This is a genomic window from Sphingomonas sp. GC_Shp_5 (assembly GCF_026540855.1).
GTDB lineage: Bacteria > Pseudomonadota > Alphaproteobacteria > Sphingomonadales > Sphingomonadaceae > Sphingomonas.
On the sequence record NZ_JALNUP010000004.1, the window covers coordinates 156,804 to 182,633 of the forward strand.

Here is a 25,830-nt window from a genome sequence, read left to right on the forward strand (position 1 = left end):
GAACATCAGCGTGTCTCCGTCAGTTCGCGCAGGCACGCGATCAGCGTGCGGCGGGCGAGGGGTATCTTGAAATCGTTGGTGCCCTGGCCCTTGGCGTTGGCGACCAGCGCATCGGCGGCGGCGGCGAACACCACGTCGGACGGCGCCTGGCCGATCAGCGCGGCTTCCACCGCGGGATCGCGCCACGGCATGTGCGCGACGCCACCAAAAGCGAGCGCCGCCGAGGCGATCTTGCCGTTCTCGACGCTCACCACCCCCGCTACCGAGACCAGGGCGAAAGCGTAGGAGGCACGGTCACGCACCTTGCGGTAGAGCTGCTTGCCGGCGGCGGGCGCAGGCAGCTCGACATGAGTGATCAGCTCGCCCGGCTCGAGCACCGTCTCGATCTGCGGCGTGTCGCCCGGCAGCCGGTAGAAATCGCCGATCGGGATGCGGCGCTTGTCGCCATCGGCCTTGAGGGTGATGATCACCGCATCAAGCGCGCGCATCGCCACCGGCATGTCGCCGGGGTGGGTGGCGATGCACTGCTCGCTGGCGCCGAGGATGGCGTGGACGCGGGTGAAGCCGCCGATCGCCGAACAGCCGCTGCCGGGCTCGCGCTTGTTGCACGCCATGGCGGTGTCATAGAAATAATAGCAGCGGGTGCGCTGGAGCAGATTGCCGCCGGTGGTCGCCTTGTTGCGCAACTGGCCCGAGGCGCCGGCAAGCAATGCGCGGCTCAGCACCTCATATTTGGCGATCACGCGCGGGTCGGCGGCGAGATCGCTGTTGGGCACCAGGGCGCCGATCGTCAGTCCGCCGTCCTCGCGCTCCTCGATCTCGCCGAGCGGCAGCCGGCTGATGTCGACCAGCTTGTCGGGCGTTTCCACCTGCAGCTTCATCAGGTCGAGCAGGTTGGTGCCGCCGGCGATGAACTTGGCGCCGACGGTCACGTCGGCAACCGCAGCCTCAGGGGTCGCGGCCTTCTCATAGACGAAGGTCTTCATGCCGTGGCTCCTTCCGCTTCGGCGACATCGCGAATGGCATCGACAATGTTGGGATAGGCCGAGCAGCGGCAGATGTTGCCGCTCATCCGCTCGGAAATCTCGCCGTCGTCGAACGCGGGATCGGTGAGGTCGCCGGTGACGTGGCTAGGCCAGCCCTTCTTGACCTCATTGAGCATGCCAACCGCCGAGCAGATCTGCCCCGGGGTGCAATAGCCGCACTGATAGCCGTCGTGGCGGACGAAGGCGTCCTGGAGCGGATGGAGGTTGTCGGGCGTGCCGAGACCCTCGATCGTCACGATCTCGTCATCCTGATGCATCACGGCAAGCGTCAGGCAGCTGTTCACGCGGCGGCCGTTGATCAGCACCGTGCACGCGCCACACTGGCCGTGATCACACCCCTTCTTGCTCCCGGTGAGGCCCAGATGCTCGCGACACAAATCGAGAACCGACGTACGGATATCGGGTTCGGCCTCGTACGACCGCCCGTTGATGGTGAATTGCATGGCCTGCGCCCCTTCTTGCTTGGAGGGGGTAACGCGTTCCCCCGACTTGGGCTCCGGTTGCGAATCGCTCTCATGTCATTGATCGCGCTGGCGACATCGCCGGCGCTCGCGCAGGATGTTGCCATGACTGCAACGCCGCTCTCGCCGCCGATCCTGATCGCCCACCGCGGCGCCAGCGGCTACCGCCCCGAGCACACGCTGGCGGCCTATGAGCTGGCGATCGAGCAGGGCGCCGACTTCATCGAGCCCGATCTGGTGCCGACCAAGGACGGCGTGCTGGTCGCGCGCCACGAGAATGAGATCTCCGGCACCACCGATGTCGCCGCGCATCCCGAATTCGCGGCGCGGCGCATCACCAAGACGATCGATGGCGAGAAACTGACCGGCTGGTTCACCGAGGATTTCACCCTCGTCGAGCTGAAGACGCTGCGTGCCCGGGAGCGGCTGCCGCAGCTGCGCGCCGCCAATGCGGCCTATGACGGCCGCTTCACCATCCCGACGCTGGCCGAGATCATCGCGCTCGCCAAGCAGCATGGTGTCGGCATCTATCCCGAGACCAAGCATCCGACCTATTTCGCGAGCATCGGCCTCGGCACCGATGCGCCGCTGGTCGCGCAGCTCAAGGCGGCGGGCTGGGACTCGGCGTCGGCACCGGTGTTCATCCAGTCGTTCGAGGTCGCCAACCTGCGCCGGATCCACGGCATGACCGGCATCCGCCTGATCCAGCTGATGGCGGGCGAGGGCGGCCCTGCCGATGGTGCGGCGCCCTCCTATGCGGCGATGCTCACCCCTGAGGGGCTGAAGGCGGTGGCGACCTATGCCTATGGCATCGGGCCCGACAAGGCGCAGCTGTGGCGCACCGACCGGCCCGAGCAGCCCTCGACGCTGGTCGCCGACGCGCATGCCGCGGGCCTGCGCGTCCACCCCTGGACCTATCGCGCGGAAAACTATTTCCTGCCGACCCGTTTCCGCCACGGCACCGATCCCGCGGCGCATGGCGACATCCAGGCCGAGATCAGCGCGGGGCTTGGTCTTGGCATCGACGGCTTCTTCACCGATTATCCGGCGATCGGAACGGCGGTGCTCACGGCTGCCAAGGGAAAATAGTATGCGTGCTTCAATCCTTCTCCTGCCGCTGCTCGCGCTCGCGGCGAGCGGCTGTGTCGCCCAGACCGCGTGGAACGTCGCGACCCTGCCGGTGAAGGCCACCGGCAAGGCGATCGACTGGACCACCACCAGCCAGTCGGAGTCCGATCGCAATTATGGTCGCAAGATGCGCAAGCAGGAGGCGGAGGAGGGCAAGCAGCGCCGCAAGGCGGCCGAGCGCTGCAAGAAGCATCCCGACGACCAGGATGCATGCCAATACCAGGGGTACCGCGCGGGATATTGAGGCGGCGCTCGGGCGGCCACCGCGACGGGCACAAAAAAGGGGAGGGGCGCCAACCCCTCCCCTTTGTCGTTCCGGTCAGCCCCTGGATCAGGCGGCGAGGTTGCGCAGCACGTACTGCAGAATGCCGCCGTTGAGGAAATATTCGAGCTCGTTGACGGTGTCGATCCGGCAGCGCGTCTCGAAGGTCTCGGTGGTGCCGTCAGCGCGGGTGAGGGTCACCGTCACCGCCTGGCGCGGGCGCAGGCCGGCGACGTTGGTGATGGTGAAGGTCTCCGAGCCGTCGAGCCCCAGCGTCTCGCGGGTGACGCCATCGGCGAACTGCAGCGGCAGCACGCCCATACCGACCAGGTTCGAGCGGTGGATGCGCTCGAAGCTCTCGGTGATCACCGCGCGGACGCCGAGCAGGTTGGTGCCCTTGGCCGCCCAGTCGCGCGACGAGCCGGTGCCATATTCCTTGCCGGCGACGATGACGAGCGGGGTGCCGTCCGCCTTGTGGCGCATCGCGGCGTCGTAGATCGGCATCACCGCGCCATCGTACTTGGTCATGCCGCCTTCGATGCCGGGGACCATCTCGTTCTTGATGCGGATGTTGGCGAAGGTGCCGCGGACCATGACCTCGTCGTTGCCGCGGCGGGCGCCGTAGCTGTTGAAGTCCGACTTGCTGACCTGGCGCTCCTGGAGGAACGAGCCCGCCGGGCTGTCCGCCTTGATGCTGCCAGCCGGCGAGATGTGGTCGGTGGTGATCGAGTCGCCGAGGATCGCCAGCGGCTTGGCCTCGATGATGTCGTTCACCGGCGCCGGCGTCATCGACATGCCCTCGAAATAGGGCGGGTTGTGGATGTAGGTCGAGCTGGTCGGCCAGCTGTAGGTGTCCGAGGCGGTGACGGTGATGCCCTGCCAGTGGCGGTCGCCGGCATAGACGTTGCCGTAGCGGTTGCGGAACATCTCGTCGTCGATGTTCGCCGCCATCACGTCGGCGATCTCCTGGTTGGTCGGCCACACGTCCTTGAGATAGACGTCCTGCCCGTCGGTGCCCTGGCCGAGCGGGGTCTCGATCATGTCGGTGGTGACGGTGCCCTTCAGCGCATAAGCGACGACCAGCGGCGGCGAGGCGAGGAAGTTGGCGCGCACGTCCGGCGAGACGCGGCCTTCAAAGTTGCGGTTGCCCGACAGCACCGAGGCGGCGACGATGTCGTTGCCGTTGATCGCCGCCGAGATGGCGGGCGCGAGCGGGCCCGAGTTGCCGATGCAGGTGGTGCAGCCATAGCCCACCAGGTTGAAGCCCAAAGCGTCGAGATCGGCGCTGAGCCCGGCCTTGTTGAGATAATCGGTGACCACCTGCGAGCCCGGCGCCAGCGAGGTCTTCACCCAGGGCTTGGGCTTGAGGCCGAGCGCATTGGCCTTGCGCGCGACCAGCCCCGCGGCGACCAGCACCGAGGGATTGGAGGTATTGGTGCACGAGGTGATCGCGGCGATCACCACGTCGCCGTCGCCGATGTCATGATCGCGGCTCTCGACCGCGGCGCGCTCGGGGCGCTCCTTGTGGTAGATCTTGAACAGATCGCCGTTGAACACCTCGTCCACCTTGCCGAGGCTGACGCGGTCCTGCGGGCGCTTGGGGCCGGCGAGGCTGGCGGTGACGCTGCCCATGTCGAGTTCGAGCGTGTCGGTGAACAGGGGATCCTCGGCGCCGTCGTGGTGCCAGAAGCCGTTCGCCTTGGCATAGGCCTCGACCAGCTCGACCGTCTCGGTCGAGCGCGCGGTGAGGCGCATATAGTCCATGGTCTTCTCGTCGATCGGGAAGAAGCCACAGGTGGCGCCATATTCCGGCGCCATGTTGGCGATGGTCGCGCGATCGGCGAGCGTCATCGAGGCAAGGCCCGGGCCGAAGAACTCGACGAAGCGGCCGACCACACCCTTGGCGCGGAGCATCTGGGTGACGGTGAGCACCAGATCGGTCGCGGTGATGCCCTCGGCAAGCGCGCCGGTGAGCTTGAAGCCGACCACTTCGGGGATCAGCATGCTGACCGGCTGGCCGAGCATCGCCGCTTCCGCCTCGATCCCGCCGACGCCCCAGCCGAGCACGCCGAGGCCGTTGACCATGGTGGTGTGGCTGTCGGTGCCGACCAGCGTGTCGGGATAGGCGATGGCGTTACCGCCCTTGGCGTTGTCGCCGGTCTCGACCGACGACCAGATCGCCTGGCTGACGTATTCGAGGTTCACCTGGTGGCAGATGCCGGTGCCGGGGGGAACGACCTGGAAGTTGTCGAGTGCCTTGGAGCCCCACTTGAGGAACTCATAGCGCTCGGCGTTGCGCTGATACTCGAGATCGACATTGTCCTCGAACGCCTTGGGCGTGCCGAACTCGTCAACCATCACCGAGTGATCGATGACGAGGTGGACGGGGACCTGTGGGTTGATCTTGGCCGGGTCGCCGCCGAGCTTGGTGATCGCATCGCGCATCGCGGCGAGATCGACGACGCAGGGCACGCCGGTGAAATCCTGCATCAGCACGCGCGCGGGGCGATACTGGATCTCGCGATCGCTGCGGCGCTCCTTCTGCCAGTCGACCACCGCCTGGATGTCGGCCTCGGTGACGGTGACGCCATCTTCGAAGCGGAGCATGTTCTCGAGCAGCACCTTCATCGAGAACGGCAGGCGGCTGATATCGCCATACTTCTCGGCAGCCTTGGCGAGGCTGTAATAATCGTAGCTCTTGCTGCCGACGCTCAGCGTCGTGCGGGCGTTGAGGCTGTCCTGGCCGATCGCGGTCATGTGCTTTCCCTTCTGGTTCCTGGCTCAAGGCGCTCGGGGAGGCGGCATGAGGCCGCGCGGGCGCGCGTGAACGCTCTAGGCGAATGCGAATGTCGCCGCGGGCCTTAGCAAGGGGTTAGCGGCGGGGGAAGGGCGGCGGCGCGGTTAAGCGATGTCGCCCGTGTTTCAGGAGGTTGCCGGCATTCAGCGGCGGGCGAGGCGGAGCCGGTCGATCTGATCGATGACTTCCTCGAGCCGGGCGAGCGGCGCGGTGGCGTTGACCTGGTCGAGCGCCGCCGCGGCCTGGATCAGATGCTCGCTGGCCCGCTCCAGCCAGGGAAGATCGTGGTCGCCTATCTCGCCGCCGTGCAGCATCGCCTCTACCGTCGCGGCGCGGTGATGGCGCATCTCGCGGCGCATCTCGAATGCCGCCACCGTGCGCCGGGCGAGATCGCGCAGCGCGGCCTGCTCGTCTTCATCGAGCCCGGCGCGCGGCTCGACATCGATCACGCACAAGGTGCCGATGCACACGCCATTGTCCATCCGCAGCGGCGCGCCGGCATAGAAGCGGATGTTGGGCTCGCCGGTGACATTGGCGAAATCCTGGAAGCGCGGGTCGGCCTTGGCATCGGCGACGATGAACAGATCGTCGCCCTGGATCGCATGCGCGCAGAAGCTCTGCTCGATCGGCGTTTCGTCCGCGTCGAGCCCGATGCGTGCCTTGAACCATTGGCGATCGTCGTCGACCAGGGTGATGGTGGAGATGGGCGCGCCGGTGCGATAGGCCGCGGCGCCGACGATGGCATCATATTGCGGTTCCGGCGGCGTATCGAGGATCTCATATTCCATCAGCGTGGCGAGCCGGTCGGCTTCAAGCGAAACGTCGATCATGGTGTTCCGTTCTCCCCCATCATGCGGCACGCGGGCAATCTGGCCGCAGATCACTGGTGGGTAGCGGGTGCATGACAGCGATAAGGTAAGAAAAGATCAACGCCGCCGTCAACGAATGGCTCGCCAACCTCGATCAAGCGGGTACCGGGGCCGCGGCGTTCAGCTGGTCAGCGCGCCGCCGGTGGCCAGCGATTTGCCGCGGGTGATGATCACGCGGTCGCCCAGCCGTGCTTCGCCGAACAGCTTTTGCGCGAAGGCGAGCGGCACGCCGATGCAGCCATGGGTGGCATAGCCCCATTCCACCTTGCTGCCGTGAATCGAGACACCGTCGTTCGTGAGACGCAGCATGTACGGCATCGGCGCATCGTAGAGGTTGGAGACGTGGTGCGCGTCTTTCTGGGTGATCGGAAAGGTGCCGAGCGGGGTCGGCTTGTCGTCCGCGCCATAGAGGATGGCGGTGGCGCCGATCTCATAGCCGTTGCGGAAGACCGACAGCGTCTGCGCGGCGAGATCGACGGTGATGATCAGCGGGCCTGCGGGGACGCCGGCTTCGTCCCAGGTGAAGTCGCCAAATTTGATCGGGCCGATATCGAGCACGCGCTTGACCATCAGCGGCTCGGCGGCCGGCGCTGGCAAGGACGTCTGTTTGGCGGGGACGACCGGCTGCGTCATCGCCGAGGTGGGCGGCGCTGCGGTGCGAGGAGCGGCCGCGCGGGTGGCCTGAGGGCTGTGCGCCGGCAGGCTTGCAGCGACGATGCCGGCCAGGCCTGCGCAGGCGAGGATCAGCTTGGCGGCGATCGTCTGTCGTCCCATGTCGTCTCCTTTCCTGGCAGCTCGAGGTTGCGGCTGGCAGCTTAGCGGCGGCGGGCTGGTTGGCGAGGGGGGTAAATCGCGCTGTTCCGCAGCGGGACGAAGCCGATGGTCGTCAACGTCTGCGCATTTGCCCCCCTCGCGGCCGGTGGACGCTGCTGCCGTGCGCCGCCTAGAAGACGAGGATGCCGCGCCAACTCAAGGTCTATCGCACCCCGATCGGGTTCCACGACGCCTATGTCGCGGCGCCCAGCCAGAAGGCGGCGCTGGCGGCATGGGGCAGCGCCAAGGATTTGTTCGCGCGCGGTGCCGCCGAGCTGGTGACCGATCCGGCGCTGACCGCGGCGCCGCTCGCGACGCCCGGCGTGGTAGTGAAGCTGTCGCGTGGCACCGCTGCCGAGCAGATCGCGGCGCTGCCGCCGTCGCGGCCCAAGGCGCGCGCGGCCGAACCGGTCGACGAGGCCAAGCAAGCCCCGGCCAGGCGGGCACCGGCACCGGCACCACCGCCGATGCCCAAGCCGAGCCGCCAGGGGCTGGAGGAGGCGGAACATGCGCTCGTCGAAGCAGAGGCGCGCCACCGCCGGGCCGATCGTGCGCTTGCCGCCGAGGAAGCGGCGCTGGCGAAACGGCGCAAGGAGCAGGATCGCGCGGCCGCAGCCGAGCGGGCCGCGCTCGAGGAGGCGCGCGACGGTGAGCGGCGTTCCTATGACAAGGCGATGGCGGCCTGGCGCGGCTGATCGGTGTCGAAAGGGAACCCGGCCGCGCCGCGCTCTGTTGTGGTCGCGAAAGGATCATCCATGTCGCACATTCCTAATTCGGCCATGAAGCACGCCGGCCCGACTCATCACGAGGAAGAGGCCAAGCCCACCAAGACCGCCAAGCCGGCGCCGCGCTCCGGCATCAGCGGATCGCTGATCGCGCTCGGCGGCACCCTGCTGGTCGGCGCGGTGGCTGCGGTGGCGGTGCCGCTGTGGCGTCGCCACGCCGGTGCCGAGGCGAACTCGGCGCGCAAGCCGCGCGCGCGCAAGCCCGCGGCGGCAAAGGCCAATGGCAAGGGTGCGGCAAAGCACGCCGGCGCCAAGTCCGCCAAGGCGGATACAGGCGCCAAGACCAGCGGCCACAAATCGGCCACGCCCAAACAAGCCGATGCCTGATCGGATCGCGATGACGGCCGGGCGGCGATTCGGGCCCAAGTGCCTCGCCGCCCGGCCGGTCGCGGCCTGGTTCAACACCCCGTGGCACATCGGGTATATTTTTGGCGGCGCCGCCAAATCATGATAGCGCCCGCCCCAACAAGCAGGGGGCGACGGGAGCAATGACGCAGGCCGGTCCACGGACTGGTGGGGTGGCGCGTGCGTCCTCCCCGGGGGCCGCCTCCGCGTTGCCGGACGACCGGGCGGTCGTGTCAGCGCCACCTGGCGATTCCGCGCGGTTCGACCGGCTCAGCCGTCGCCATCGCGAATGCTTACGGGCGGTGCGCCAGCTCAAGGGCTCCAAGGAAATCGCCGAGCAGCTCGGCATCGAGAAATCGACGGTGGACAGCTACATCACCGAGGCGGTGAAGCTGCTCGGCGCCCGCAACCGCCGCGAGGCCGCGCTGTGGTTCGCCGAACATGAAGCGGCGGGACTGCCGGCAGTGGCTGCCGATTGCGCCGTTTTCCCTGATTTTCCAGCGGCAGAGGACCCCGATAAAATAGGGGGTGATTCAGCGCGGCTAGCCGCACCGGCCATTTCGCTGCCACCAAGCACCTCGCCGGACGAGCCATTCGTCGGGCAACCGGGGGGAACCGGGGACGCGCCTTCGAGGCCGCGTTCCCCGGGGATCCGGTTGCCGTTCCGGCGGAAGGGACAAGCGGGCAATGAGCTGTCGATCGGCAGCCGGCTGATCTGGATCCAGGCGATCACCCTGGGCATCGCCATTGGTTTTGGCATGCTCATGATCGGCCTCCAGATCCTCACGGGGATGATCGAATCCGTTACCCGCCACCTTTCCTGATCTTGGCGAACAAGCCCAATGAGGGCGCCCGACACGGGCGAAGGGGTGGTCATGAAATACGCAAATACACGGGAGGCAGCCCAGAGCGTCGCCGATCTGTTGTGGAAGCTCGAGATCCAGCTCGATGAGGCGTTCGCGACCAGCGGCGAGCTCCTCGCCTCGCTGCCGCGGGCGCGTCACACCGCCCAGCTGCCGGCGATCGTCGGCCAGCAGGCGTTCGAGCTGTTCAGCCAGGCAGTGGTCGCGATTGGCGCGGCGCGCGGCCACACCGTCGCCGGGCATCGCATCATCGAGAAAGTGGGCAAGCAGATCGGGTATGAAACAAGCTTCGGCGACGAACAGCCCAAGCCTGCGGCAGCCCCGATGGGTGTCGACGGCGGTCACTTGCGCGTCGCTGCCTAGGTGTCATGGCTTGGCCGCTAGATTGCTCCTTTGGCAGGCCAAGCCATGATTCACATCCTGTTGTTCAATGCCGTGCTGGTGATCGCCTGCGGCTATGCGCTGATCGTCGGCGGTGCGCCCGAGCGGCTGACCGCGGCGACCTTCCTGTTCGGCGCCGCGGCGACCTTCGCGGTGCCCTTCCAGCCGCGGCAGAGCTTCTATGCGGTGCATGGCGTGATCCTGGCGATCGATGTCATCATGCTGGCCGTGCTGGTCGCTATCGCGCTGAGAGCAGATCGCTATTGGCCGCTCTACGTCAGTTCGCTGCACCTGATCACCATCGCGATCCATGGCGTGAAGGCCTATGAGCCGACACTGGTGCCGTGGATGTATGCCGCCGCCAGCGCCAAGATCGCCTATCCGATGCTGCTGCTGCTGCTGATCGGCGCGGTCCGCCACCGCGACCGCCGGGTCCGGTTCGGATCGGATCCCGATTGGTCTTCGCTGGACACGATCGAGGATCTGCGATGACTGCCGATATCCGGCTGATGCGCTGGCCCGAACGGGACCGCGACGATTACCAGCGGCTCGCTGCGGCGCTCGAGCAGGTGCGGCTGTCGGCGGCGCAGGGGCGTGGCGAATTGGTCGCGCCGCAGTTCGCCGGCCCCGAGGAGCCGAGCGATCTCGATCGTGCGCGTGCCTTGTTCGCCCAGCGCCGCGCCCGCGACGCCGCCGCGGGGCAGGACGCCGACCTGTTCTCGGATCCGGCCTGGGACATATTGCTCGCGCTGTTCATCGCTCATGCCGAGGGCCGCAGCCTGGCCGATACCGATGCCTGCGCGACCGCGTGCGTGGCGCCGGCGGCGGCGCTGCGCTGGCTGGACGTGCTCGGCGTGCGCGGCCTGGCGAGCTTCCGCGCCGGTAATCTCGGCAGGCGAGCGATGCTGACCGCGGCGGGCCATGAGCTGGTGGTCCGCTGCATCGGCGAGATGTGACCGAGGCACGGCTCAGCCGGCGCGGTCGGCCTCGTCGCGCATCATCTCGACCCCCTGGCTGATGTGATTGCCGGCGATCGAATAGCCGAGATCGTCGGCGAGCCGCATCAGTTCCTCGCCCAGCGCCACCGCGCGGCGAAGCAGTTCCGCCCGGATCCGTTGTTCCGCCACCGTCCTGTTATGCTGCATGGCGCCGGTGTAGCGGGGTTGGGCGATGGCACAACCGCCGGACCCGCGCCGCGCGTCCCGCCGTGGCGCATCAGCGCCGGGCCGCCGCTAGCGGCGGGGCAGACGGGGCAGCACCGCCGCGACGATCTCGGCGGCAATCGCCTGCGGCGGCCGCATCGCGACGCCATCGAACGTGCCCACCCGCAGCCAGTCGCCGAGCAGGTCGGTGCCGCTCAGCGCCGCGTAGCGATCGCGCACCCGCCCTTGGAGCGAGCGATCGGCCTCGTGCTGGTCGAACACCAGCTCGGTATAGGAACGTTGCTGCTTCTGCGCGATCTGGCGACGCGCGGTATCGAGCGGCGTATCGAGGTAGATCGACAGATCGGGCGGCGGCAGCGCAAAGCTGCCGGTCTCAAGGCCGACGATCCAGCGCATCAGCGCGTCCGCTTCGTCATCGGCGACCTTGGCGGCCTGGTAGACGATGTTGGAGGCGATGTAGCGATCGAACACGACGACGTCGTTCGCCACGGCGACCGCGGCAATGTGATCGCGCGACTCGAACCGGTCGAGCGCATAGAGCACCGCCGCCGCCTCGGGCGTCACCGGGCGGGGCAGGGTGCCGGCGAGGAATTCGCCGAGCACATGGCCGCCAACGGTCGCGGTGTAGCGCGGAAAGGAGATCACCGCGGCGCGCAGCCCCGCCGCCTCGAGCTGGCGGACCAATTCGGCGGCGGTCGTCGCCTTGCCGGCGCCATCGGCGCCTTCGATCGCGAGCAGCAGGCTCATTCGCGCCGCCATAGCTGCGACTTGCAGATCAGGCCGCCGATCAGGCAGCCCTTCACGTTGAGCGTGTTCGCATCGACCATGGTGATGGTGGAGCCGAACGCCCGCCCCATGTCGGGGATCCACACCTGACCCGACCAGCGACCGCGGCCGCTCGGCTTGTAGCCGCGCAGCAACGCGGTGCCGATCAGCGGCGGTGCACCCTTGGCGGCAGCGTCGTTCCTGGCCTTGTCGCTGGCGCGCACGATCCAGCCGCACAGCTTGTCGCCGCACGCGCCGGTGCGCACCGCGACCGAATTCTTTGGATTGTGCCACACGCCGAAAATGGCGGGCTGCGCGGCCGGCGACGCCGCGGCAAACATGAGAGGTAACAGAACAGCGATCATGCGCGCCGCTCTAGCCGTCCACCGATGAACGAAGCGTGGCGAATCACCCGCGCAGGCCTTGGTGGTGGCGGATCACCTCGTCGATGATGAAGCGCAGGAACTTCTCGCTGAATTCGGGATCGAGCTCGGCTTCCTCGGCGAGATGGCGCAGTCGCGCGATCTGGCGTTCCTCGCGACCCGGATCGGCGGGCGGCAGGCCGGATTCGGCCTTGTAGCGGCCCACCGCCTGGGTGACCTTGAAGCGCTCGGCGAGGAGGTGGACCAGCGCGGCATCGATATTGTCGATGCTCTTGCGATACCCCTGCAGCACATTGTCACTCATCGTGGCCCTCCCGCGGCGCGCGTCGAATGGCCGCCCCATGCGGCCTGGGCTTGCCTTTGCCAAGCCCAGCGGCCAGAGCCCCGCGAAGATGACCGCTACCATCCACCGTCTCGACAACCGCGAGCCGTCACTGGAGCCGATGCTCCAGCTCGTCGCCACCGACATGAACTCGGTGAACGCGGTAATCCTGGACCGCATGCAGTCCGACATCCCGCTGATCCCCGAGCTTGCCGGGCATCTGATCGCCGGGGGCGGCAAACGGATGCGGCCGATGCTGACGCTCGCGAGCGCGCGGCTGATCGGCTACACCGGTTCGCGCCATCACCGGCTTGCCGCCGCGGTGGAGTTCATCCACACCGCGACGCTGCTCCACGACGACGTCGTCGACGGATCGGACCTCAGGCGCGGCAAGCGCACCGCCAATTTGATCTGGGGCAATCCGGCGAGCGTGCTGGTCGGCGATTTCCTGTTCTCGCGCAGCTTCGAGCTGATGGTGGAGGACGGCAGCCTCAAGGTGCTCAAGATCCTGTCGAGCACCTCGGCGATCATCGCCGAGGGCGAGGTCAACCAACTCACCGCGGCACGGCGGATCGATCTCGGCGAGGATCGCTACCTCGACATCATCAACGCCAAGACGGCGGCGCTGTTCGCCGCGGCGTGCCGGATCTCGGCGGTGGTCGCCGAGCGCGGCGAGGGCGAGGAAACGGCCCTGGACGCCTACGGCCGCAACCTCGGCATCGCCTTCCAGCTGGTCGACGATGCGATCGACTATGTCTCGGACGCAGGCACGATGGGCAAGGATGCCGGCGACGATTTTCGCGAGGGCAAGATGACCCTGCCGGTGATCCTCGCCTACGCCCGCGGCAGCGCCGAGGACCGCAAGTTCTGGAAGGACGCGATGGAAGGGCGCCGCGCCTCCGACGAGGATTTCGTGCTCGCGGTTGATCTGGTGCGGCGGAGCCGCGCGGTCGACGATACGCTCGCCCGCGCTCGTCATTACGGTCAGCGCGCCGTGGACGCGATCGCCGGCTTCCCGGCCGGGCAGGCCAAGGACGCGATGGTCGAGGCGGTCGAGTTCGCGGTGGCGCGGGCTTATTGAGGCCGGGGCGACCTCGCCCCTTCGATGCGTCCTCCCGGGGCTCGATCCGGAAGGACGACCGATCTGCTCTAGACGCTGGCGGCGCTCTCCAGCTTGCAGTCATGACCGCCGGTTTCGCATTGCAGCGTCGCATGGCCGATGCCGAACCGGTCGTGGAGCATGGTTTGGGCGTTGACGAGGAAATCGTCGCCCGGGTGACCGTTCGCCACCACCAGATGCGCCGTCAGCACCGGCTCGGTGGTGGACATCGGCCAGATGTGGAGATCGTGAACCCGATCGACCCCGGGCAGCGCCTCGAGCGCGGCGGTGACGGCATCATAGTCGATGTTGCGCGGCACCGCGGCGAGCGCCATCTCCACCGTTTCACGGAGCAATCCCCAGGTCTGCGCGAAGATCAGCGCGACGATCACCAGGCTGACGAGCGGATCGAGCCAGGTGACGCCGGTGTACCAGATGATCAGCCCGGCGACGACGACCCCGGCCGACACCAGCGCATCGGACAGCATGTGGAGATAGGCGCCACGGATGTTGACGTCGCCATGGCGGCCGCGCGCGAATAGCCAGGCGGTGAAGGCGTTGACGGCAATGCCGACCGCCGCAATCGACGACACGGTCAGCCCGGCCACCGGGGAGGGATCGGCAAAGCGTTGCACGGCTTCGAGCGTGATCGCCCCGAGCGCAACCAGCAGCAGCAGCGCGTTGGTCAGCGCCGCAAGGATGGTCGAGCCCTTCAGGCCGTACGTGAAGCGCTTGCTCGGCGCGGTCCGTGCCAGCGCCGCGCCGCCCCAGGCCACCGCAAGCCCGAGCACATCCGACAGGTTATGGCCCGCATCGGCCAGCAGCGCGACCGAGCCGGTCCAGAAGCCGGCGCCGCCCTCGCCGAGAACGTAGAGGATGTTGAGCGTGATCCCGATGGCAAACGCGCGATCGAAGTTCGCCGGCGCGTGTGAATGCCCGTGGCCATGCCCGTGCGCGTGCCCGTGTCCGTGCGCATGGCCATGATCGTGGCCGTGGTGATGATGTCCGCTCAACCGTCCCTCCGTCGCGGTCCGCCTAGCAGGTCGGGCGCGTGAGACACTAGGACGTGATGATGAGACCTTCGTCATCGCGCGACGAGCGCGAGGTCAAGGAACGAGTCGCGGCTGCTGGCGACCGGCGCCGATGCTGCTAGGACGCCCGCGTGACCGCCACCCTGCCGATCCATGCTGTCCTCCCCGAGCTGCTCGCCGCACTGCGCGCGTCGCCCAACGCGGTGCTGGTGGCGCCACCCGGCGCCGGCAAGACCACCGCGGTGGCGCCGGCGCTGCTCGCCGAGCCATGGTGCGACGGCGAGATCCTGCTGCTGTCGCCGCGGCGGCTCGCCGCCCGTGCCGCCGCCGAGCGGATGGCGGCGACCGCGGGCGAGTCGGTCGGGCAGACCATCGGCTATGCGACGCGGATGGATTCGAAGCGTTCGGCGGCGACCCGTGTCACCGTGATCACCGAGGGCATTTTCGTCGCCCGGATCCAGGCCGATCCCGAGCTCGCCGGCATCGCGGCAGTGCTGTTTGACGAGGTGCATGAGCGCAGCCTCGATGGCGACTTCGGCCTTGCGCTCGCGCTCGACACCCAGGCCGCCTGGCGGCCCGACCTGCGGCTGGTGGCAATGTCGGCGACGCTCGACGGCGCGCGGTTCGCGACGCTTATGGGGGCAGGGGGAGCGGCTGCGCCGGTGATCGAGAGCGAAGGCCGCAGCCATCCGCTCGAGCTGCGCCATATCGGCCGCCGCGCGGAGGCGCGGATCGAGGACGAGGTCGCGGCAGTGGTGCGGCGGGCGCTGGCCGACGCGGACGGCGGCGTGCTCGCCTTCCTGCCCGGCGTCGCCGAGATCGAACGGACCGCCGAGCGACTTGCCGGTCTGCCCGACGACATCGTCATCCACGAGCTCCACGGCAGCCTCGATCCTGCCGCGCAGCGCGCCGCCATCGCGCGCGAACCCGATGGCCGGCGCAAGGTGGTGCTCGCGACCTCGATCGCCGAGGCCAGCCTGACGCTCGACGGCATCCGGATCGTGGTCGATTCGGGGCTGGCGCGACGCCCGCGTTACGATCGTGCCGCGGGGATGACGCGGCTGGTGACGGAGCGGGCGAGCCAGGCGGCGGTGGTCCAGCGCGCCGGCCGCGCCGCGCGGCAGGGGCCGGGGGTTGCCTATCGCTTGTGGGAGGCGGCGGCGACCGCCGGCCTGCCGCGGTTCGATCCACCCGAGATCCTCGAGGCCGATCTCTCCTCGCTGGTGCTCGCGGCGGCGATCTGGGGCGTCGGCGATCCGCGTGACCTCGCCTGGATCGATCCGCCGCCGCCAGCGGCGATCGCGGAGGCGCGCGAGCGGCTGGCGACGCTGAACGCGCTCGACGGCGACGGCCGTCCCACCGCGCATGGTCGGGCGATCGCGGCGCTGCCGATGCCGCCGCGACTCGCGCACATGCTGCTGCGCGCCGCCGCCATGGGATTGTCGGACACCGCCGCGCAGGTCGCGGTGCTGCTGTCAGAGCGCGGCATCGGCGGCAATGACGCCGATCTCGAGGCGCGGCTGCGGCGCTGGCGAGGCGAGCGCGGCACCAAGGCACAGGCGGCGCGGCGGCTCGCCGAGCGCTGGAGCGGGCTTGCGCGCGAGGTGCGCACCACCGCCGCCTTTGTCGGCACGTCCGACGAGGCGATCGCCGCCTGCGTCGCGCTGGCTTTCCCCGATCGGGTGGCGCGGCGGCGCGATGCCTCGGGCGAGCAATGGGCCTCGGTCGGCGGTCGGGGCTTCCGGCTCGATGGCGCGACCGCGCTGGCCCGCGCCGAATGGCTCGCGGTCGCCGATACCCAGGGTGCCGCCTCGGGCGCGCGCATCCTCGCCGCGGCACCGCTCACCGCCGAGCTGATCGAGCGCCTGTTTGCCGACCGGATCGAGACGCGGCGTACGGTCGAGTTCGATCCGGCGACCGGCGGCGTGGTCGCGCTGCGCGAACGCCGGCTCGGCAGCCTGCGCCTCGCCACCGGGCCCGACAGCAACGCCGATGGCGAGGCGATTGCCACGGCCTTGCTGGACGGCGTCCGCCGCCACGGCCTCGGCTTGCTGCCCTGGAGCGCCGGTGCGCGGGCGCTGCTCACCCGCGGCATCTACGCCGGGCTGGCGCTCGACGATGCGGCGCTGCTCGCCCGGCTCGACGACTGGCTGCCGGCGCTGCTGCCGGGCAAGCGCCGGCTCGACGCGATTGCCCCCGGTGCGCTGGCCGATGCCGTGCGCGGCCTGGTCGGCTGGAACGACCTGCGCCGGATCGACCGACTCGCGCCGGCCGAGTTCACCAGCCCCGCGGGCAGCACCCATGCGATCGACTATGCCGCCGAGGGTGGGCCGCGGGTCGAGCTGCGCGTCCAGGCGCTGTTCGGGCTCGCCGAGCATCCGACGATCGGCGAGGCACGAGTGCCGCTGGTGCTCAGCCTGACCTCGCCGGCCGGGCGGCCGATCCAGACCACCCGCGATCTGCCGGGCTTCTGGACCGGCAGCTGGACTGCGGTCGCCAAGGAAATGCGCGGCCGCTATCCCAAGCATCCCTGGCCCGACGATCCCGCCGCGGCCTCGGCGACGCTGCGCACCAAAAAGGCGGATGCGCGCGGCGGCGGGACGCGCTAAGGACGGGTCCATGCCTATCGCCCGTATCTTCCAGCGCCCCAAGAACGCGATGCAGTCCGGCAAATTCCGGACCGACCATTGGCAGCTCGAATTCGAGCCTGCCGAGGCCAAGCATCCTGATCCGCTCACTGGCTGGGCCGGTAGCGGCGACACCCGTGACCAGATCCGCATGGGCTTTTCCAGCCAGGAGGCGGCGGTGGCGTTCTGCGAGGCGCAGGGCCTCGATTACGAGCTGATCCCGGCGCCGGTGCGCACGCTCAAGCTGCAGGCCTACGCCGACAACTTCCGGTAGTGGCGGGCGGGCGCGAGGCCCGCTCCCGCCACCCTAGAGATCAGCCAGCAGGTCGCCCGCGAGCACCAGCAGCATCTTGGCGTCGATCGCCAGCCCGTCGCGACGCTTGGCGGCGACAAAGCCGGCCACCTCGGCGAGCGGCACGCGATGCACGGTGATCTTCTCGTGCGCATCGCCGCCGCCGTCGCCGACCCGCTGGAGCTCGGTCGCCAACACCAGCGTGAACCGCTCCGAGGTCATTCCCGGCGATGAATAGAATTCGCCGCGTTCCTCGACGATCGCCGCGCGATAGCCGGTTTCCTCCTCGAGCTCGCGGCGCGCGGCCTCGGCGACCGCCTCGCCGGCGCTCTCGTCACCGACCAGGCCTGCGGGAAGCTCGAGGCAGGCACGACCGACCGGCACGCGATATTGCTCGACCAGCAGCAGTTCGCGCTCGCCGGTGACCGCGACGATCACCGCGGCGGTGATGTCGCCGACGCGCTCGGCATATTCCCAGGTGCCACTCTTCTTGGCGGAGAGGTATTTCCCCTCCCAGACGGTATCGCTCATAGGATGATCAAACGGTCCGGCAGTTCGTTTGTGTCATCGGCGCGGGGCGGAAAATGCGCGGCGAGGATCACGCCGATCTGCGCCACCGCGGCGGCCATGCCGTCGCCCGGCCGGCCGTCGCGCACCGCAACGACCAGCGCGGCCATCGCCTCTCCCCACACCTCGGCGGTGACGCGCGAGTGGATCGCGTCGTCGGCGATGATCTCGGCGCGACGTTCGTCAAGCGACAGGTACAGCAGCACCCCGGTCGAATCGCGGGTGCGCTGCTCGGCGCCGGTGCGGAACAGCGTCAGCGCGCGGGCATGGACACGGCGCGCCTCGGTGCTGCCGGGGGTGAGCGCGAGGCGCAGCGGCATCCAGGCGAGCACCAGCCGCGCGACGAGGAAGGTGATCGCGGTGAGCACCAGCGCTACCGTGTAAAGCGCGCCGGGCGTCGGCTCGCCGGCCCATGGATCCGCGACCAGCGCGTGGAGGGCGTAGGCGACGCCCGGCCACAAGGCGAGCAGCGCCAGCACCAGCAGCATCGCCAAAACCGCCCAGTGCAGCGCGACGTCGTGGTAGGAATCCGATCGCCGGGCGACGATCGTGACGATCTCGCCCGCCGTGCGCCGCTCGGCCTCTGTGACCGCGGCGGTGACCCGGGCGTGATCCGCTTCAGTGAGCTGCATCACCATCCTCCCGATGCGCCGCCGCCGCCGCCGGAACCGCCGCCGCCACCGGAGAAGCCACCGCCGCCCCAGCCGCCGCTATCACCGCCGCCGCCGGAGCCGCCGCCCCAGCCACCGCCACCGCCGCCCGAGCGACCGATCTCGTTGGCGATCGACCACAGCACGATCGGCAGCGTGCCGCCGCCGCCGCCGCCCTGGTAGCGCTGGCCCCACGGGCCCGCACGCTTGCGGCCGCGCAGCAGCGGCAGCAGCACGAACAGCAGGATCACGCCCCAGAAGATCATCCCGATCGGGACGCCGCCGCCACGCTGCGCGGTGCGGCGATGGGTCTTGTCGAACGCCTGCACGGCGGCATCGGTGCGCGCCTTGGCCTCTTCCGGGCTGGCGCGCAGCTGCGCGATCATCGCGTCGGTGCCTGCGGTCATCGCCCCGGGCACGTCGCCGGCGCGCAGCTTGGGGATCATGTCCTGGTTGATGATCACGCTCGACAGCGCATCGGTCAGGAACGGTTCGAGCCCGTAGCCGACTTCGATCCGCGGGCCGCGGTGACCGGCGGGCTCGTTGGGCGCGATGAACAGGATCGCGCCGTTGTTGACGTCCTTGAGGCCGACGCCCCAGCTGCGGATCAGCTTGTTGCCGTAATCCTCGAGCGGCAGACCCTGGAGATCGGGGATCGTCGCCACCACCAGCTGGCGCTTGGTGTCGCGCTGCAGCGCCTGCAGCTTGGCGGTGAGATCCGCCTCGGTCTGCGGCGGCAGCACGTTGGCGGCATCCACCACCAGCCCGGTGAACTTGGGCGGGTTGAATGCCGCCGAGGTCTGCGCCTGCGCCGGGACCATCCAGCACAGCGCCAGCAGCAAGGCTGCGAGCCATGGCAGGCCGGATGTCCGCTGCTCGAGAAAACGCCGCACTATCTGGCTCCGCATGGCAAAAGGCGGCGGGCGCCGGTCCGGCCCCGCCCCGTTGGTCGATCGGCGTCGCTCAGCCGTTGTTGCCAAAGTTGACGCTGGGTGCGGTCTCGGCGTTGGGCGAGGTGGCCTGGAACGGCGTCAGCGGCTTGGCGCCGTAAAAGATCCGTGCGCCCACCGCATCGGGGAAGGTGCGGATGCGGGTGTTATACGCCTGCACCGCGCCGTTATAGTCGTTGCGGGCGATGGTGATGCGGTTCTCGGTGCCTTCGAGCTGGCTCATCAGCGTGGTGTAATTGCCCTGGCTCTTGAGCTCGGGATAGGCCTCCTGCAGCCGCTGCAGCGACATCGTCACCGCGCCCTGCGCCTGCTGAAAGCGCACCATCTTGGCGGGATCGGCGAGATCGTCGCCGCTGAGCTGCACCTGGCTGGCGCCGGCGCGGGCCTGGGTCACCTCGACCAGGATCGACTTCTCCTGAGCGCCTGCCGCCTTCACGGTGGCGACGAGGTTGGGGATCAGATCGGCGCGGCGCTGATACTGGTTCTGCACGTCCGCCCAGCGTGCCTTCGCATTCTCCTCCGCGGTGGGCACCGAATTGATGCCGCAGCCGGCGAGGGCGACGGCGAGCGTGACGGCGGCAACGGGACGAAAAGACATGAACAACCCTCCTGGTGTCTGTGCTACCTATATAGGACAGCTCAAGGGGTTGGCGAAGGGCAAATCGCCGCATAGGCTTTGTGTTATTTCGTGAACGAGGGATGTGGCGAATGCTTAAGGAATTCAGGGCCTTCATCATGCGCGGCAACGTGCTAGACCTGGCATTGGCGGTGATCATCGGCGCGGCGTTCAGCAAGATCGTCAGTTCGCTGACCGACGACATCCTGATGCCGATCATCGGCAGGATCTTCGGCGGCCTCGACTTCTCCAGCTACTTCCTCGCGCTTGGACCGATCCCTGCAGCTATGCGCGGCTCCACCGATTATGCCGCGCTCAAGAAGGCCGGGGTGCCACTGCTCGGCTATGGCCAGTTCATCACCCAGGCGGTCAACTTCGTCATCGTCGCCTTCATCATCTTCATGCTGCTGCGCACCATCACCCGGGCGAGTGCGCTGATCGAGCGCGAGGCGGCCAAGCTGCGCCATGCCGAGGAGGCGGCGGCGCCGCCCAAGCCCGAGCCGGTGGAGATCGGGCTGCTCCGCCAGATCCTCGACGAGCTCAAGGCGCGGCCGAAGGACTGATCATCCTGCCCGGGCCACGATTACGCGTCGACTACCGTCACCTGCGCCCGTTCCACTGGCGCGAGGCGGCGCTGTGCGTGCCGGCGATGCCGCTGCTGATCCTCGCCGGCCTCTTCACCGGTCACCCCGCGCAGGGCGCGATCGCGGCGGGCGCGGCCTTTGCGGTCGGGTTCGGCGCGGCGCGCGAGCTCGGCGGGCGGCGCTGGGGCGCGATGATCTCGGCGATGCTGGGCATGGCGGTGGCGGCGTTCACCGGCACCGTGCTCGGCCAAGACAGCGCGCTGTTCATCGTCGTTGCCGCGGCGTCGGCAGCGGGCTGTGCGGCGCTGGCGCTGTACGACGAAGACGCCTGGTGGGTGGTGCTGCAGGTGGTGATCGTGTTCTTCGTTGCCGGCTATTACGCGGGCGACGTTCATGCAGGGCTGATCCGCGGCGGGCTGACGCTGGCGGGCGGCGCGGTGCAGATGCTGGTGGTCGTGGGGCTCGCCAGGCTATTCCCGAAAGCCGCCGAGGCGACGATCCGCCCGGCGCCGCTCGCCAACGACGATCGCGCCTTGCTGATCGCGCACATGGCGCGCGCCGGGCTGTGCGTCGCGATCAGCCTGTGGCTGGTCAAGCCGCTCGGGCTCGCCAACGGCTATTGGGCCCCGATGACGGCGCTGATCGTGCTGAAGCCCCGGCTCAGCGAGACTCGCGCGCGGGGACTGGCGAGGATCGGCGGCACGCTTGGCGGTTGCGCGCTGGCGACCGGCTTTGCCGTGCTGTGCCGCGATCAGCCCGGCTGGCTGCTGGCGGGGGCGAGCACCGCCGCGGGCGCGGCATTTGCCTTGCAGAAGGCGCATTATGCCAGCCTCACCGCGTCGATCACCGCGACCATCGTGCTGCTGACCTCGCTCGGCCAGACCAGCGCGCTCGGCAGTGCCGAGCATCGGATCGCCGCGACGCTGCTCGGCGGCGGGCTGGCGTTGCTGGTGGCGCTGATCGTGCCGCACAAGCTGCCGCGGCGGCGGCTCAAGCCCGACCGGGTCGGCAGCTGACGCCGTCAGGCGGCGGCGAGTTCCTCGGCAGTGGCGTCGGCGAGGCTGGTGCCATCGAGGATCCGCGCGGTCTCGTCGCGGACGCGCATCATCGCATGGCGTATCGCGCAATCCGCCTCGCTCTTGCAATCGTGGCAGGGGCGATAGGCGGTACGGCTGACGCAGGGGACCAGCGCCAGCGGCCCCTCGATGATGCGGATGATATCGCCGAGCGAGATCAGATGGCTCGGCCTCGCCAGCCGATAGCCGCCCATCTTGCCGCGATGGCTGTGGAGCAGCCCGGAATCGCGCAGATCGGCAAGGATCAGCTCGAGGAACTTGCGCGGCACGTTCGCCTCGGCGGCGATTCGCGTCATCGGCGTGGGTGGGCCGGCGGGAGGCGCTTTGGCGAGAAACAGCATCGCGCGCAGCGCGTAGCGGGAACGCTGGGTCAACATGATCGAGCCGATATGGGCCAATATTGTGGCAAGCGGAAGGCGCCCCGTGCCGATTGTCGGCCGGCGTGGATTGCGGCCGGCGCGGCAGGTCCCTATATCGCCCGTGCCGGGTTCGCCCGGCTATGGCGATAAACGGTGGTGTCAAATAGACATCGCGGACCCGGGGGCAGTACCCGGCGGCTCCACCAAAACCGGCCTTCCAGGCCGGCTTTGACGGGGCCGAACCAGGATCGACGGGTGTTGAAAAACGCTATCTTTCGCTCGGAATGGGACCACCGCAACGGCCCATTACACAAGTGCCAACGATAACGAAGCACTCGCCATTGCAGCGTAACCCCACGGCTTAACGGCCTAAGGTTACTCTAAAATAGCGCGGTTGAGCCGCACCGGGCAACAGAAGCGGATTTCAGCGGCTCCCGGGGGGGCCGGGCAACAGAACCCCCCGGACCTTCCGTGATGCGGAAGGTCCAGGCGTCGCCATCGCGGCGCGTTCCCCCTTCATCACTGCGCCAGCCACAAGCTCAGGCGAGGATCTTGATCGCCGGCGGTGCCGTCGGCAGCTCCTCCGCTGCGAGATCCGCATAAGCATCGGCCAGTCGCTGGTGGATGCGTCGGCTTTCCGGGTGAGTCGCGCGGGCCGCCGCCACCAGTTCCTGGTTCTGGCGAGCGAGGTAGAATTCAGCTCGATCCATGTTCGTCATGATTGCCCCCAGGCATCGTGCCGCTTGCTCGCTGCCGCATCGGCGCTGCAAGCATTTGGACAATAATAAAAAATTGTCAGGCCCGCGTTAATCGGGATTAAGTGTGCAGATAGGTTGCGAATATTTGCAGTCTGGCGCCGCGGGCGTACACTGGGCGACAATTACAAAGGAGAGGATGGATGGCGACGCTCGCATCGGTCGATGCCGCGATGGCGCCTGGCGAATGGCAGGCGCGGGTTGATCTCGCTGCCGCTTACCGCTTGGTCGCGCTCTATGGGTGGGATGATCTGATCTTCACGCACCTGTCGGCGCGGGTGCCGGGCCCCGAACACCACTTCCTGATCAACCCATATGACATGATGTTCGAGGAGATCACCGCGTCGAGCCTGGTCAAGATCGACGTGACGGGCGCGCCGGTCGGGCGCAGCGACCATCCGGTCAATCCCGCGGGCTTCACCATCCATTCGGCGATCCACATGGCGCGCGAGGATGCGGGCGCGGTGATGCATCTCCACACGCCGCACGGCCAGGCGGTGTCGGCGATGACATTCGGGCTGTTGCCGCATACCCAGGCGGCGATGATCGCCGGCCACGATGTCGCCTATCACGACTATGAGGGCATCGCGACCGACCTTGGCGAGCGCGAACGGCTGGTGCGCGATCTCGGCAGCAAGAATGCGATGATCCTGCGCAACCACGGCACGCTCACCGTCGGTGCGACGATCGGCGCCTGCTTCGTGCGGCTCTATTTCCTCGAGCGGGCGTGCGAAGCGCAGGTGCTGATGCTGGCGGCGGGGCGCGAGAACCTCAACCCGCCGCCCGACGGGGTGGAGGAGAAAGTCGCGGGCCAGTCCAATCCGCAAGGACTGGGCATGCTGGCGCAGGCGCTGGCCTGGCCGGCGCTGCTGCGCAAGCTCGACCGGATCGATCCCAGGTTCCGCGACTGATCACGGAGCAGGCAGCGGGATCGCCATGGTGCAGTGGAGCCCGTCGGCGCGGAAATCGAGCGAGATGTCGGCGCCGAGCTCATAAGGCAGGCTGCGCTGGAGCAGCTCGACGCCAAAGCCCTCATGATCGGGCCGGGCGATGTCGCGCGTGGCAATGGTCTCGCGCCAGTCGATGTGGAGGACGGGCGCGCCGGCTTGCGTGGCGACCCACCAGCTCACCGCCAGCCGCCCGCCGCGCGCGCCCAGCGCGCCGAACTTAACCGCGTTGGTGGTCAGTTCATGGATCGCCAGCCCCAGCTGGTCGGCCACCCGCGGCGCCAGGCGAACGGACGGACCCTCGAACGCGGCGCGCTGACCATCGCCCAATTGGTGGGTCAGCAATTCGTCGGCAATCAGGGCGCCGAGATCCACCCCTAGGCCGGGATTGCGGGTGAGATAGCCTTGGGTGCGCGCGAACGCCGCCAGCCGGCCGTCGAAGTGCATGCGATATTGATCCACCGTATCGCTATGGTCGGCGGTGCGCCGCGCGATCGAGCGGATCACCGCGAGCGTGTTGCGGACCCGATGCTGGACCTCGGTGGCAAGCTGGCGCTGGTTGCGCTGGACGTTGCCGGCTTCGGCCATGCACAGCAGGCCGCCGACCGCGCCATGCTCGTCGCGGACCGGCGTCCAGGTGCATCCGAGTTGGTCGTCCGGGTCCGCGGCGTCGATGGAGGGCAGGCTGTCGGACGAGATCGCGTGCCCGCTCAGCGCCTGCTCGATGAACGGCAGGTTGCGGTTCCACTGCTCCTGCCATGCCACCGACGCGGCGAGACCGAGGTCGGCCGGGTGGCGTGTGCCGAGCAGCTTGGCATAGCCGTCATTGTAGAGAAGCAGCAGCTCCGGCCCCCAGGCGAGGCAGCTGGGGAGGGGGCTGTCGAGCATGAACAGCAGGATGATGCGCAGCACCGGCGGCCAGTCGCCAAGCGGCCCCAGGGGGGTCGCCGACCAGTCATGCTGACCGAGCGCCGCACCCACCCCCGTTCTCGCGCCGAGCCACGACGTGCCGGCGAGCGCGGGTCGATCGCTGGTCAGGCCTGCCGGGTCATCCATTGGCGTCGAGGTGGGCACCCTCGCGGTTCAGGTGGAGGTAGTTCGGGTTGAACATCGCCACATCGCACAGGGCCTCCATATCCAGCACCTCGACCTCGCGGCCCTTCCAGCGAATCAGGCCGCGGGCGCGCAATTCCTGGATCATGCGGTTGACGTGGACCGGTGTCATCCCCGTTGCTTCAGCAACATCGGATTGGGTGAGCGGCATCTCGCACCGGTTCTGGTCGGTGAGGCGAACGGCGCGCAACCGGAAGAACAGTTCGCACAGGAGATGGGCGAGACGCTCGATCGCATCGCGTTGCCCGAGATTGAGGGTCCATTCGCGCTGGATCGCCGCGGCGACCAGCCCGTCCCAGCGCAGCGCCTGGGTGAGCCGCGGATGCTGAGAGGTGAGCGCCTCGATCTTGTCGCGGCCGAGCTCTACGTAGCGCACCGCCGTCAGCGCACCGATCGAGTGATCCATCTCCTGAAGGATGTAGACATAGGGATCGCAAATATCGCCGGGGAGCAGGAAGGAGATGATCTGGCGGCGGCCGTCCGCCAGCGTCTTGTAGCGAAACGCCCAGCCATCGAGGATCAGATTGGCAACCCGGGAACGCTCGCCCTCGCGCACGATATCGCGGCGTGGCCTGACGCTGAGCACAGGTCCTGCCGTCGCCGCCTCGAGCGCCTCGCGATCATCGGCGGACAGCCGGGCGAAATGCTCCAGGCGATCCATGAGAGGATTTCGGGTCTCGACTAAATCCATCGGCCCTTTCTGACAGGATCGACGGCGAACATTCGTTCACCCATGTTAGCGACGCCAGCGGCCGCGGCGCGATGATGCGGTTAAAATGGA

At 68.5% G+C, this 25,830-nt stretch carries 32 protein-coding genes and 1 other RNA gene; 15 read left to right on the top strand and 18 right to left on the bottom strand.

The window, feature by feature from the left end:
• Positions 1-5: 5 nt before the first annotated feature.
• Together OXR60_RS04940 and OXR60_RS04945 are read right to left on the bottom strand one after the other, a co-directional pair.
• Positions 6-986: a xanthine dehydrogenase family protein subunit M gene (locus tag OXR60_RS04940; RefSeq protein WP_267394647.1), complete on the bottom strand. Its 981-nt coding sequence runs from the start codon at positions 984-986 to the stop codon at positions 6-8.
• Complete coding sequence (locus OXR60_RS04945) at positions 983-1,489, bottom strand: 2Fe-2S iron-sulfur cluster-binding protein (RefSeq protein ID WP_267394649.1); 507 nt, start codon at positions 1,487-1,489, stop codon at positions 983-985. Before OXR60_RS04945 ends, OXR60_RS04940 begins: the two co-directional genes overlap by 4 nt.
• Positions 1,490-1,612: 123 nt before the next feature.
• Between OXR60_RS04945 and OXR60_RS04950 the strand changes: the two genes are divergently transcribed.
• On the top strand, positions 1,613-2,596 hold the full coding sequence (locus OXR60_RS04950; protein WP_267394651.1) for a glycerophosphodiester phosphodiesterase: 984 nt from the start codon (positions 1,613-1,615) through the stop codon (positions 2,594-2,596).
• Position 2,597: 1 nt separating this feature from the next.
• Complete coding sequence (locus OXR60_RS04955) at positions 2,598-2,879, top strand: hypothetical protein (protein ID WP_267394653.1); 282 nt, start codon at positions 2,598-2,600, stop codon at positions 2,877-2,879.
• A gap of 87 nt (positions 2,880-2,966) precedes the next feature.
• On the opposite strand, the gene acnA is transcribed toward OXR60_RS04955, so the two are convergent.
• The 3 genes from acnA to OXR60_RS04970 all read right to left on the bottom strand — a co-directional run bounded on the left by acnA (position 2,967) and on the right by OXR60_RS04970 (position 7,337).
• Positions 2,967-5,654 carry an aconitate hydratase AcnA gene (acnA, locus tag OXR60_RS04960; RefSeq protein WP_267394654.1) on the bottom strand — a complete coding sequence of 896 codons (2,688 nt, stop codon included), beginning with the start codon at positions 5,652-5,654 and terminating at the stop codon, positions 2,967-2,969.
• A gap of 183 nt (positions 5,655-5,837) precedes the next feature.
• Positions 5,838-6,524 carry a GAF domain-containing protein gene (locus OXR60_RS04965; RefSeq protein WP_267394655.1) on the bottom strand — a complete coding sequence of 229 codons (687 nt, stop codon included), beginning with the start codon at positions 6,522-6,524 and terminating at the stop codon, positions 5,838-5,840.
• A 159-nt stretch (positions 6,525-6,683) separates the two neighbouring features.
• The gene (locus OXR60_RS04970) at positions 6,684-7,337 is read right to left on the bottom strand and encodes a L,D-transpeptidase family protein (RefSeq protein ID WP_267394656.1); all 654 of its coding nucleotides are present in this window, start codon (positions 7,335-7,337) and stop codon (positions 6,684-6,686) included.
• Positions 7,338-7,519: 182 nt separating this feature from the next.
• Between OXR60_RS04970 and OXR60_RS04975 the strand changes: the two genes are divergently transcribed.
• From OXR60_RS04975 to OXR60_RS05000, 6 genes are all read left to right on the top strand, one after another.
• Positions 7,520-8,071, top strand: a complete 552-nt coding sequence (locus OXR60_RS04975) for a hypothetical protein (protein WP_267394657.1) — start codon at positions 7,520-7,522, stop codon at positions 8,069-8,071.
• 60 nt (positions 8,072-8,131) lie between these two features.
• A complete protein-coding gene (locus OXR60_RS04980) occupies positions 8,132-8,488 on the top strand; it encodes a hypothetical protein (RefSeq protein WP_267394658.1) in 357 nt (118 codons plus the stop codon).
• A 161-nt stretch (positions 8,489-8,649) separates the two neighbouring features.
• Positions 8,650-9,330: a LuxR C-terminal-related transcriptional regulator gene (locus OXR60_RS04985; protein ID WP_267394659.1), complete on the top strand. Its 681-nt coding sequence runs from the start codon at positions 8,650-8,652 to the stop codon at positions 9,328-9,330.
• A gap of 51 nt (positions 9,331-9,381) precedes the next feature.
• Positions 9,382-9,732: a hypothetical protein gene (locus tag OXR60_RS04990; RefSeq protein ID WP_267394660.1), complete on the top strand. Its 351-nt coding sequence runs from the start codon at positions 9,382-9,384 to the stop codon at positions 9,730-9,732.
• A gap of 45 nt (positions 9,733-9,777) precedes the next feature.
• Positions 9,778-10,242 carry a hypothetical protein gene (locus OXR60_RS04995; RefSeq protein WP_267394661.1) on the top strand — a complete coding sequence of 155 codons (465 nt, stop codon included), beginning with the start codon at positions 9,778-9,780 and terminating at the stop codon, positions 10,240-10,242.
• A complete protein-coding gene (locus OXR60_RS05000) occupies positions 10,239-10,706 on the top strand; it encodes a hypothetical protein (protein ID WP_267394662.1) in 468 nt (155 codons plus the stop codon). The genes OXR60_RS04995 and OXR60_RS05000 overlap by 4 nt, the downstream gene beginning before the upstream one ends.
• Positions 10,707-10,718: 12 nt before the next feature.
• Here the strand turns inward: OXR60_RS05000 and OXR60_RS05005 are convergent, their stop codons facing one another.
• The 4 genes from OXR60_RS05005 to OXR60_RS05020 all read right to left on the bottom strand — a co-directional run bounded on the left by OXR60_RS05005 (position 10,719) and on the right by OXR60_RS05020 (position 12,365).
• Positions 10,719-10,895, bottom strand: a complete 177-nt coding sequence (locus tag OXR60_RS05005; RefSeq protein ID WP_267394663.1) for a hypothetical protein — start codon at positions 10,893-10,895, stop codon at positions 10,719-10,721.
• Positions 10,896-10,982: 87 nt separating this feature from the next.
• On the bottom strand, positions 10,983-11,660 hold the full coding sequence (locus OXR60_RS05010) for a thymidylate kinase (RefSeq protein ID WP_267394664.1): 678 nt from the start codon (positions 11,658-11,660) through the stop codon (positions 10,983-10,985).
• Positions 11,657-12,043: a DUF2147 domain-containing protein gene (locus OXR60_RS05015; RefSeq protein ID WP_267394665.1), complete on the bottom strand. Its 387-nt coding sequence runs from the start codon at positions 12,041-12,043 to the stop codon at positions 11,657-11,659. The genes OXR60_RS05010 and OXR60_RS05015 overlap by 4 nt, the downstream gene beginning before the upstream one ends.
• 43 nt (positions 12,044-12,086) lie before the next feature.
• Complete coding sequence (locus tag OXR60_RS05020) at positions 12,087-12,365, bottom strand: chorismate mutase (protein ID WP_267394666.1); 279 nt, start codon at positions 12,363-12,365, stop codon at positions 12,087-12,089.
• Positions 12,366-12,453: 88 nt separating this feature from the next.
• Here OXR60_RS05020 and OXR60_RS05025 point away from each other — a divergent pair, with 88 nt between their 5' ends.
• Positions 12,454-13,464, top strand: a complete 1,011-nt coding sequence (locus OXR60_RS05025) for a polyprenyl synthetase family protein (protein ID WP_267394667.1) — start codon at positions 12,454-12,456, stop codon at positions 13,462-13,464.
• A gap of 68 nt (positions 13,465-13,532) precedes the next feature.
• Here OXR60_RS05025 and OXR60_RS05030 read toward each other — a convergent pair whose 3' ends face one another.
• On the bottom strand, positions 13,533-14,495 hold the full coding sequence (locus OXR60_RS05030) for a cation diffusion facilitator family transporter (RefSeq protein ID WP_267394668.1): 963 nt from the start codon (positions 14,493-14,495) through the stop codon (positions 13,533-13,535).
• A 149-nt stretch (positions 14,496-14,644) separates the two neighbouring features.
• On the opposite strand from OXR60_RS05030, the gene hrpB reads away from it, so the two are divergent.
• Together hrpB and OXR60_RS05040 are read left to right on the top strand one after the other, a co-directional pair.
• Positions 14,645-17,122 carry an ATP-dependent helicase HrpB gene (gene hrpB / locus OXR60_RS05035; protein WP_267394669.1) on the top strand — a complete coding sequence of 826 codons (2,478 nt, stop codon included), beginning with the start codon at positions 14,645-14,647 and terminating at the stop codon, positions 17,120-17,122.
• A 10-nt stretch (positions 17,123-17,132) separates the two neighbouring features.
• Entirely contained in the window at positions 17,133-17,414 is a 282-nt protein-coding gene (locus OXR60_RS05040; protein WP_267394670.1) for an ETC complex I subunit, read from the top strand.
• Between the two features lie 33 nt (positions 17,415-17,447).
• Here OXR60_RS05040 and OXR60_RS05045 read toward each other — a convergent pair whose 3' ends face one another.
• The 4 genes from OXR60_RS05045 to OXR60_RS05060 all read right to left on the bottom strand — a co-directional run bounded on the left by OXR60_RS05045 (position 17,448) and on the right by OXR60_RS05060 (position 20,197).
• Positions 17,448-17,963, bottom strand: a complete 516-nt coding sequence (locus OXR60_RS05045) for an NUDIX hydrolase (RefSeq protein WP_267394671.1) — start codon at positions 17,961-17,963, stop codon at positions 17,448-17,450.
• Entirely contained in the window at positions 17,960-18,637 is a 678-nt protein-coding gene (locus OXR60_RS05050; RefSeq protein ID WP_267394672.1) for a TPM domain-containing protein, read from the bottom strand. The genes OXR60_RS05045 and OXR60_RS05050 overlap by 4 nt, the downstream gene beginning before the upstream one ends.
• Entirely contained in the window at positions 18,631-19,470 is an 840-nt protein-coding gene (locus OXR60_RS05055) for a TPM domain-containing protein (RefSeq protein ID WP_267394698.1), read from the bottom strand. Before OXR60_RS05055 ends, OXR60_RS05050 begins: the two co-directional genes overlap by 7 nt.
• A gap of 142 nt (positions 19,471-19,612) precedes the next feature.
• On the bottom strand, positions 19,613-20,197 hold the full coding sequence (locus OXR60_RS05060; protein WP_267394673.1) for a LemA family protein: 585 nt from the start codon (positions 20,195-20,197) through the stop codon (positions 19,613-19,615).
• Between the two features lie 110 nt (positions 20,198-20,307).
• Between OXR60_RS05060 and mscL the strand changes: the two genes are divergently transcribed.
• Both mscL and OXR60_RS05070 read left to right on the top strand, forming a co-directional pair.
• Positions 20,308-20,778 (top strand): large conductance mechanosensitive channel protein MscL, encoded by a 471-nt coding sequence (mscL, locus tag OXR60_RS05065; RefSeq protein ID WP_267394674.1) that lies wholly within the window; start codon positions 20,308-20,310, stop codon positions 20,776-20,778.
• An 86-nt stretch (positions 20,779-20,864) separates the two neighbouring features.
• The gene (locus OXR60_RS05070) at positions 20,865-21,815 is read left to right on the top strand and encodes an FUSC family protein (protein WP_267394699.1); all 951 of its coding nucleotides are present in this window, start codon (positions 20,865-20,867) and stop codon (positions 21,813-21,815) included.
• Positions 21,816-21,820: 5 nt separating this feature from the next.
• Here OXR60_RS05070 and OXR60_RS05075 read toward each other — a convergent pair whose 3' ends face one another.
• The gene (locus tag OXR60_RS05075) at positions 21,821-22,252 is read right to left on the bottom strand and encodes an Rrf2 family transcriptional regulator (protein WP_267394675.1); all 432 of its coding nucleotides are present in this window, start codon (positions 22,250-22,252) and stop codon (positions 21,821-21,823) included.
• Between the two features lie 66 nt (positions 22,253-22,318).
• On the opposite strand from OXR60_RS05075, the gene ssrA reads away from it, so the two are divergent.
• Positions 22,319-22,661, top strand: a transfer-messenger RNA (tmRNA) gene (gene ssrA / locus OXR60_RS05080).
• Positions 22,662-22,773: 112 nt separating this feature from the next.
• On the opposite strand, the gene OXR60_RS05085 is transcribed toward ssrA, so the two are convergent.
• The gene (locus OXR60_RS05085) at positions 22,774-22,953 is read right to left on the bottom strand and encodes a hypothetical protein (RefSeq protein WP_267394676.1); all 180 of its coding nucleotides are present in this window, start codon (positions 22,951-22,953) and stop codon (positions 22,774-22,776) included.
• A 179-nt stretch (positions 22,954-23,132) separates the two neighbouring features.
• Here OXR60_RS05085 and OXR60_RS05090 point away from each other — a divergent pair, with 179 nt between their 5' ends.
• The gene (locus tag OXR60_RS05090; RefSeq protein WP_267394677.1) at positions 23,133-23,900 is read left to right on the top strand and encodes a class II aldolase/adducin family protein; all 768 of its coding nucleotides are present in this window, start codon (positions 23,133-23,135) and stop codon (positions 23,898-23,900) included.
• On the opposite strand, the gene OXR60_RS05095 is transcribed toward OXR60_RS05090, so the two are convergent.
• Both OXR60_RS05095 and OXR60_RS05100 read right to left on the bottom strand, forming a co-directional pair.
• On the bottom strand, positions 23,901-24,992 hold the full coding sequence (locus tag OXR60_RS05095; RefSeq protein WP_267394678.1) for a sensor histidine kinase: 1,092 nt from the start codon (positions 24,990-24,992) through the stop codon (positions 23,901-23,903). It abuts the gene before it with no gap.
• Positions 24,985-25,710: a Crp/Fnr family transcriptional regulator gene (locus OXR60_RS05100; protein WP_267394679.1), complete on the bottom strand. Its 726-nt coding sequence runs from the start codon at positions 25,708-25,710 to the stop codon at positions 24,985-24,987. The genes OXR60_RS05095 and OXR60_RS05100 overlap by 8 nt, the downstream gene beginning before the upstream one ends.
• Positions 25,711-25,830 lie beyond the last annotated feature (120 nt).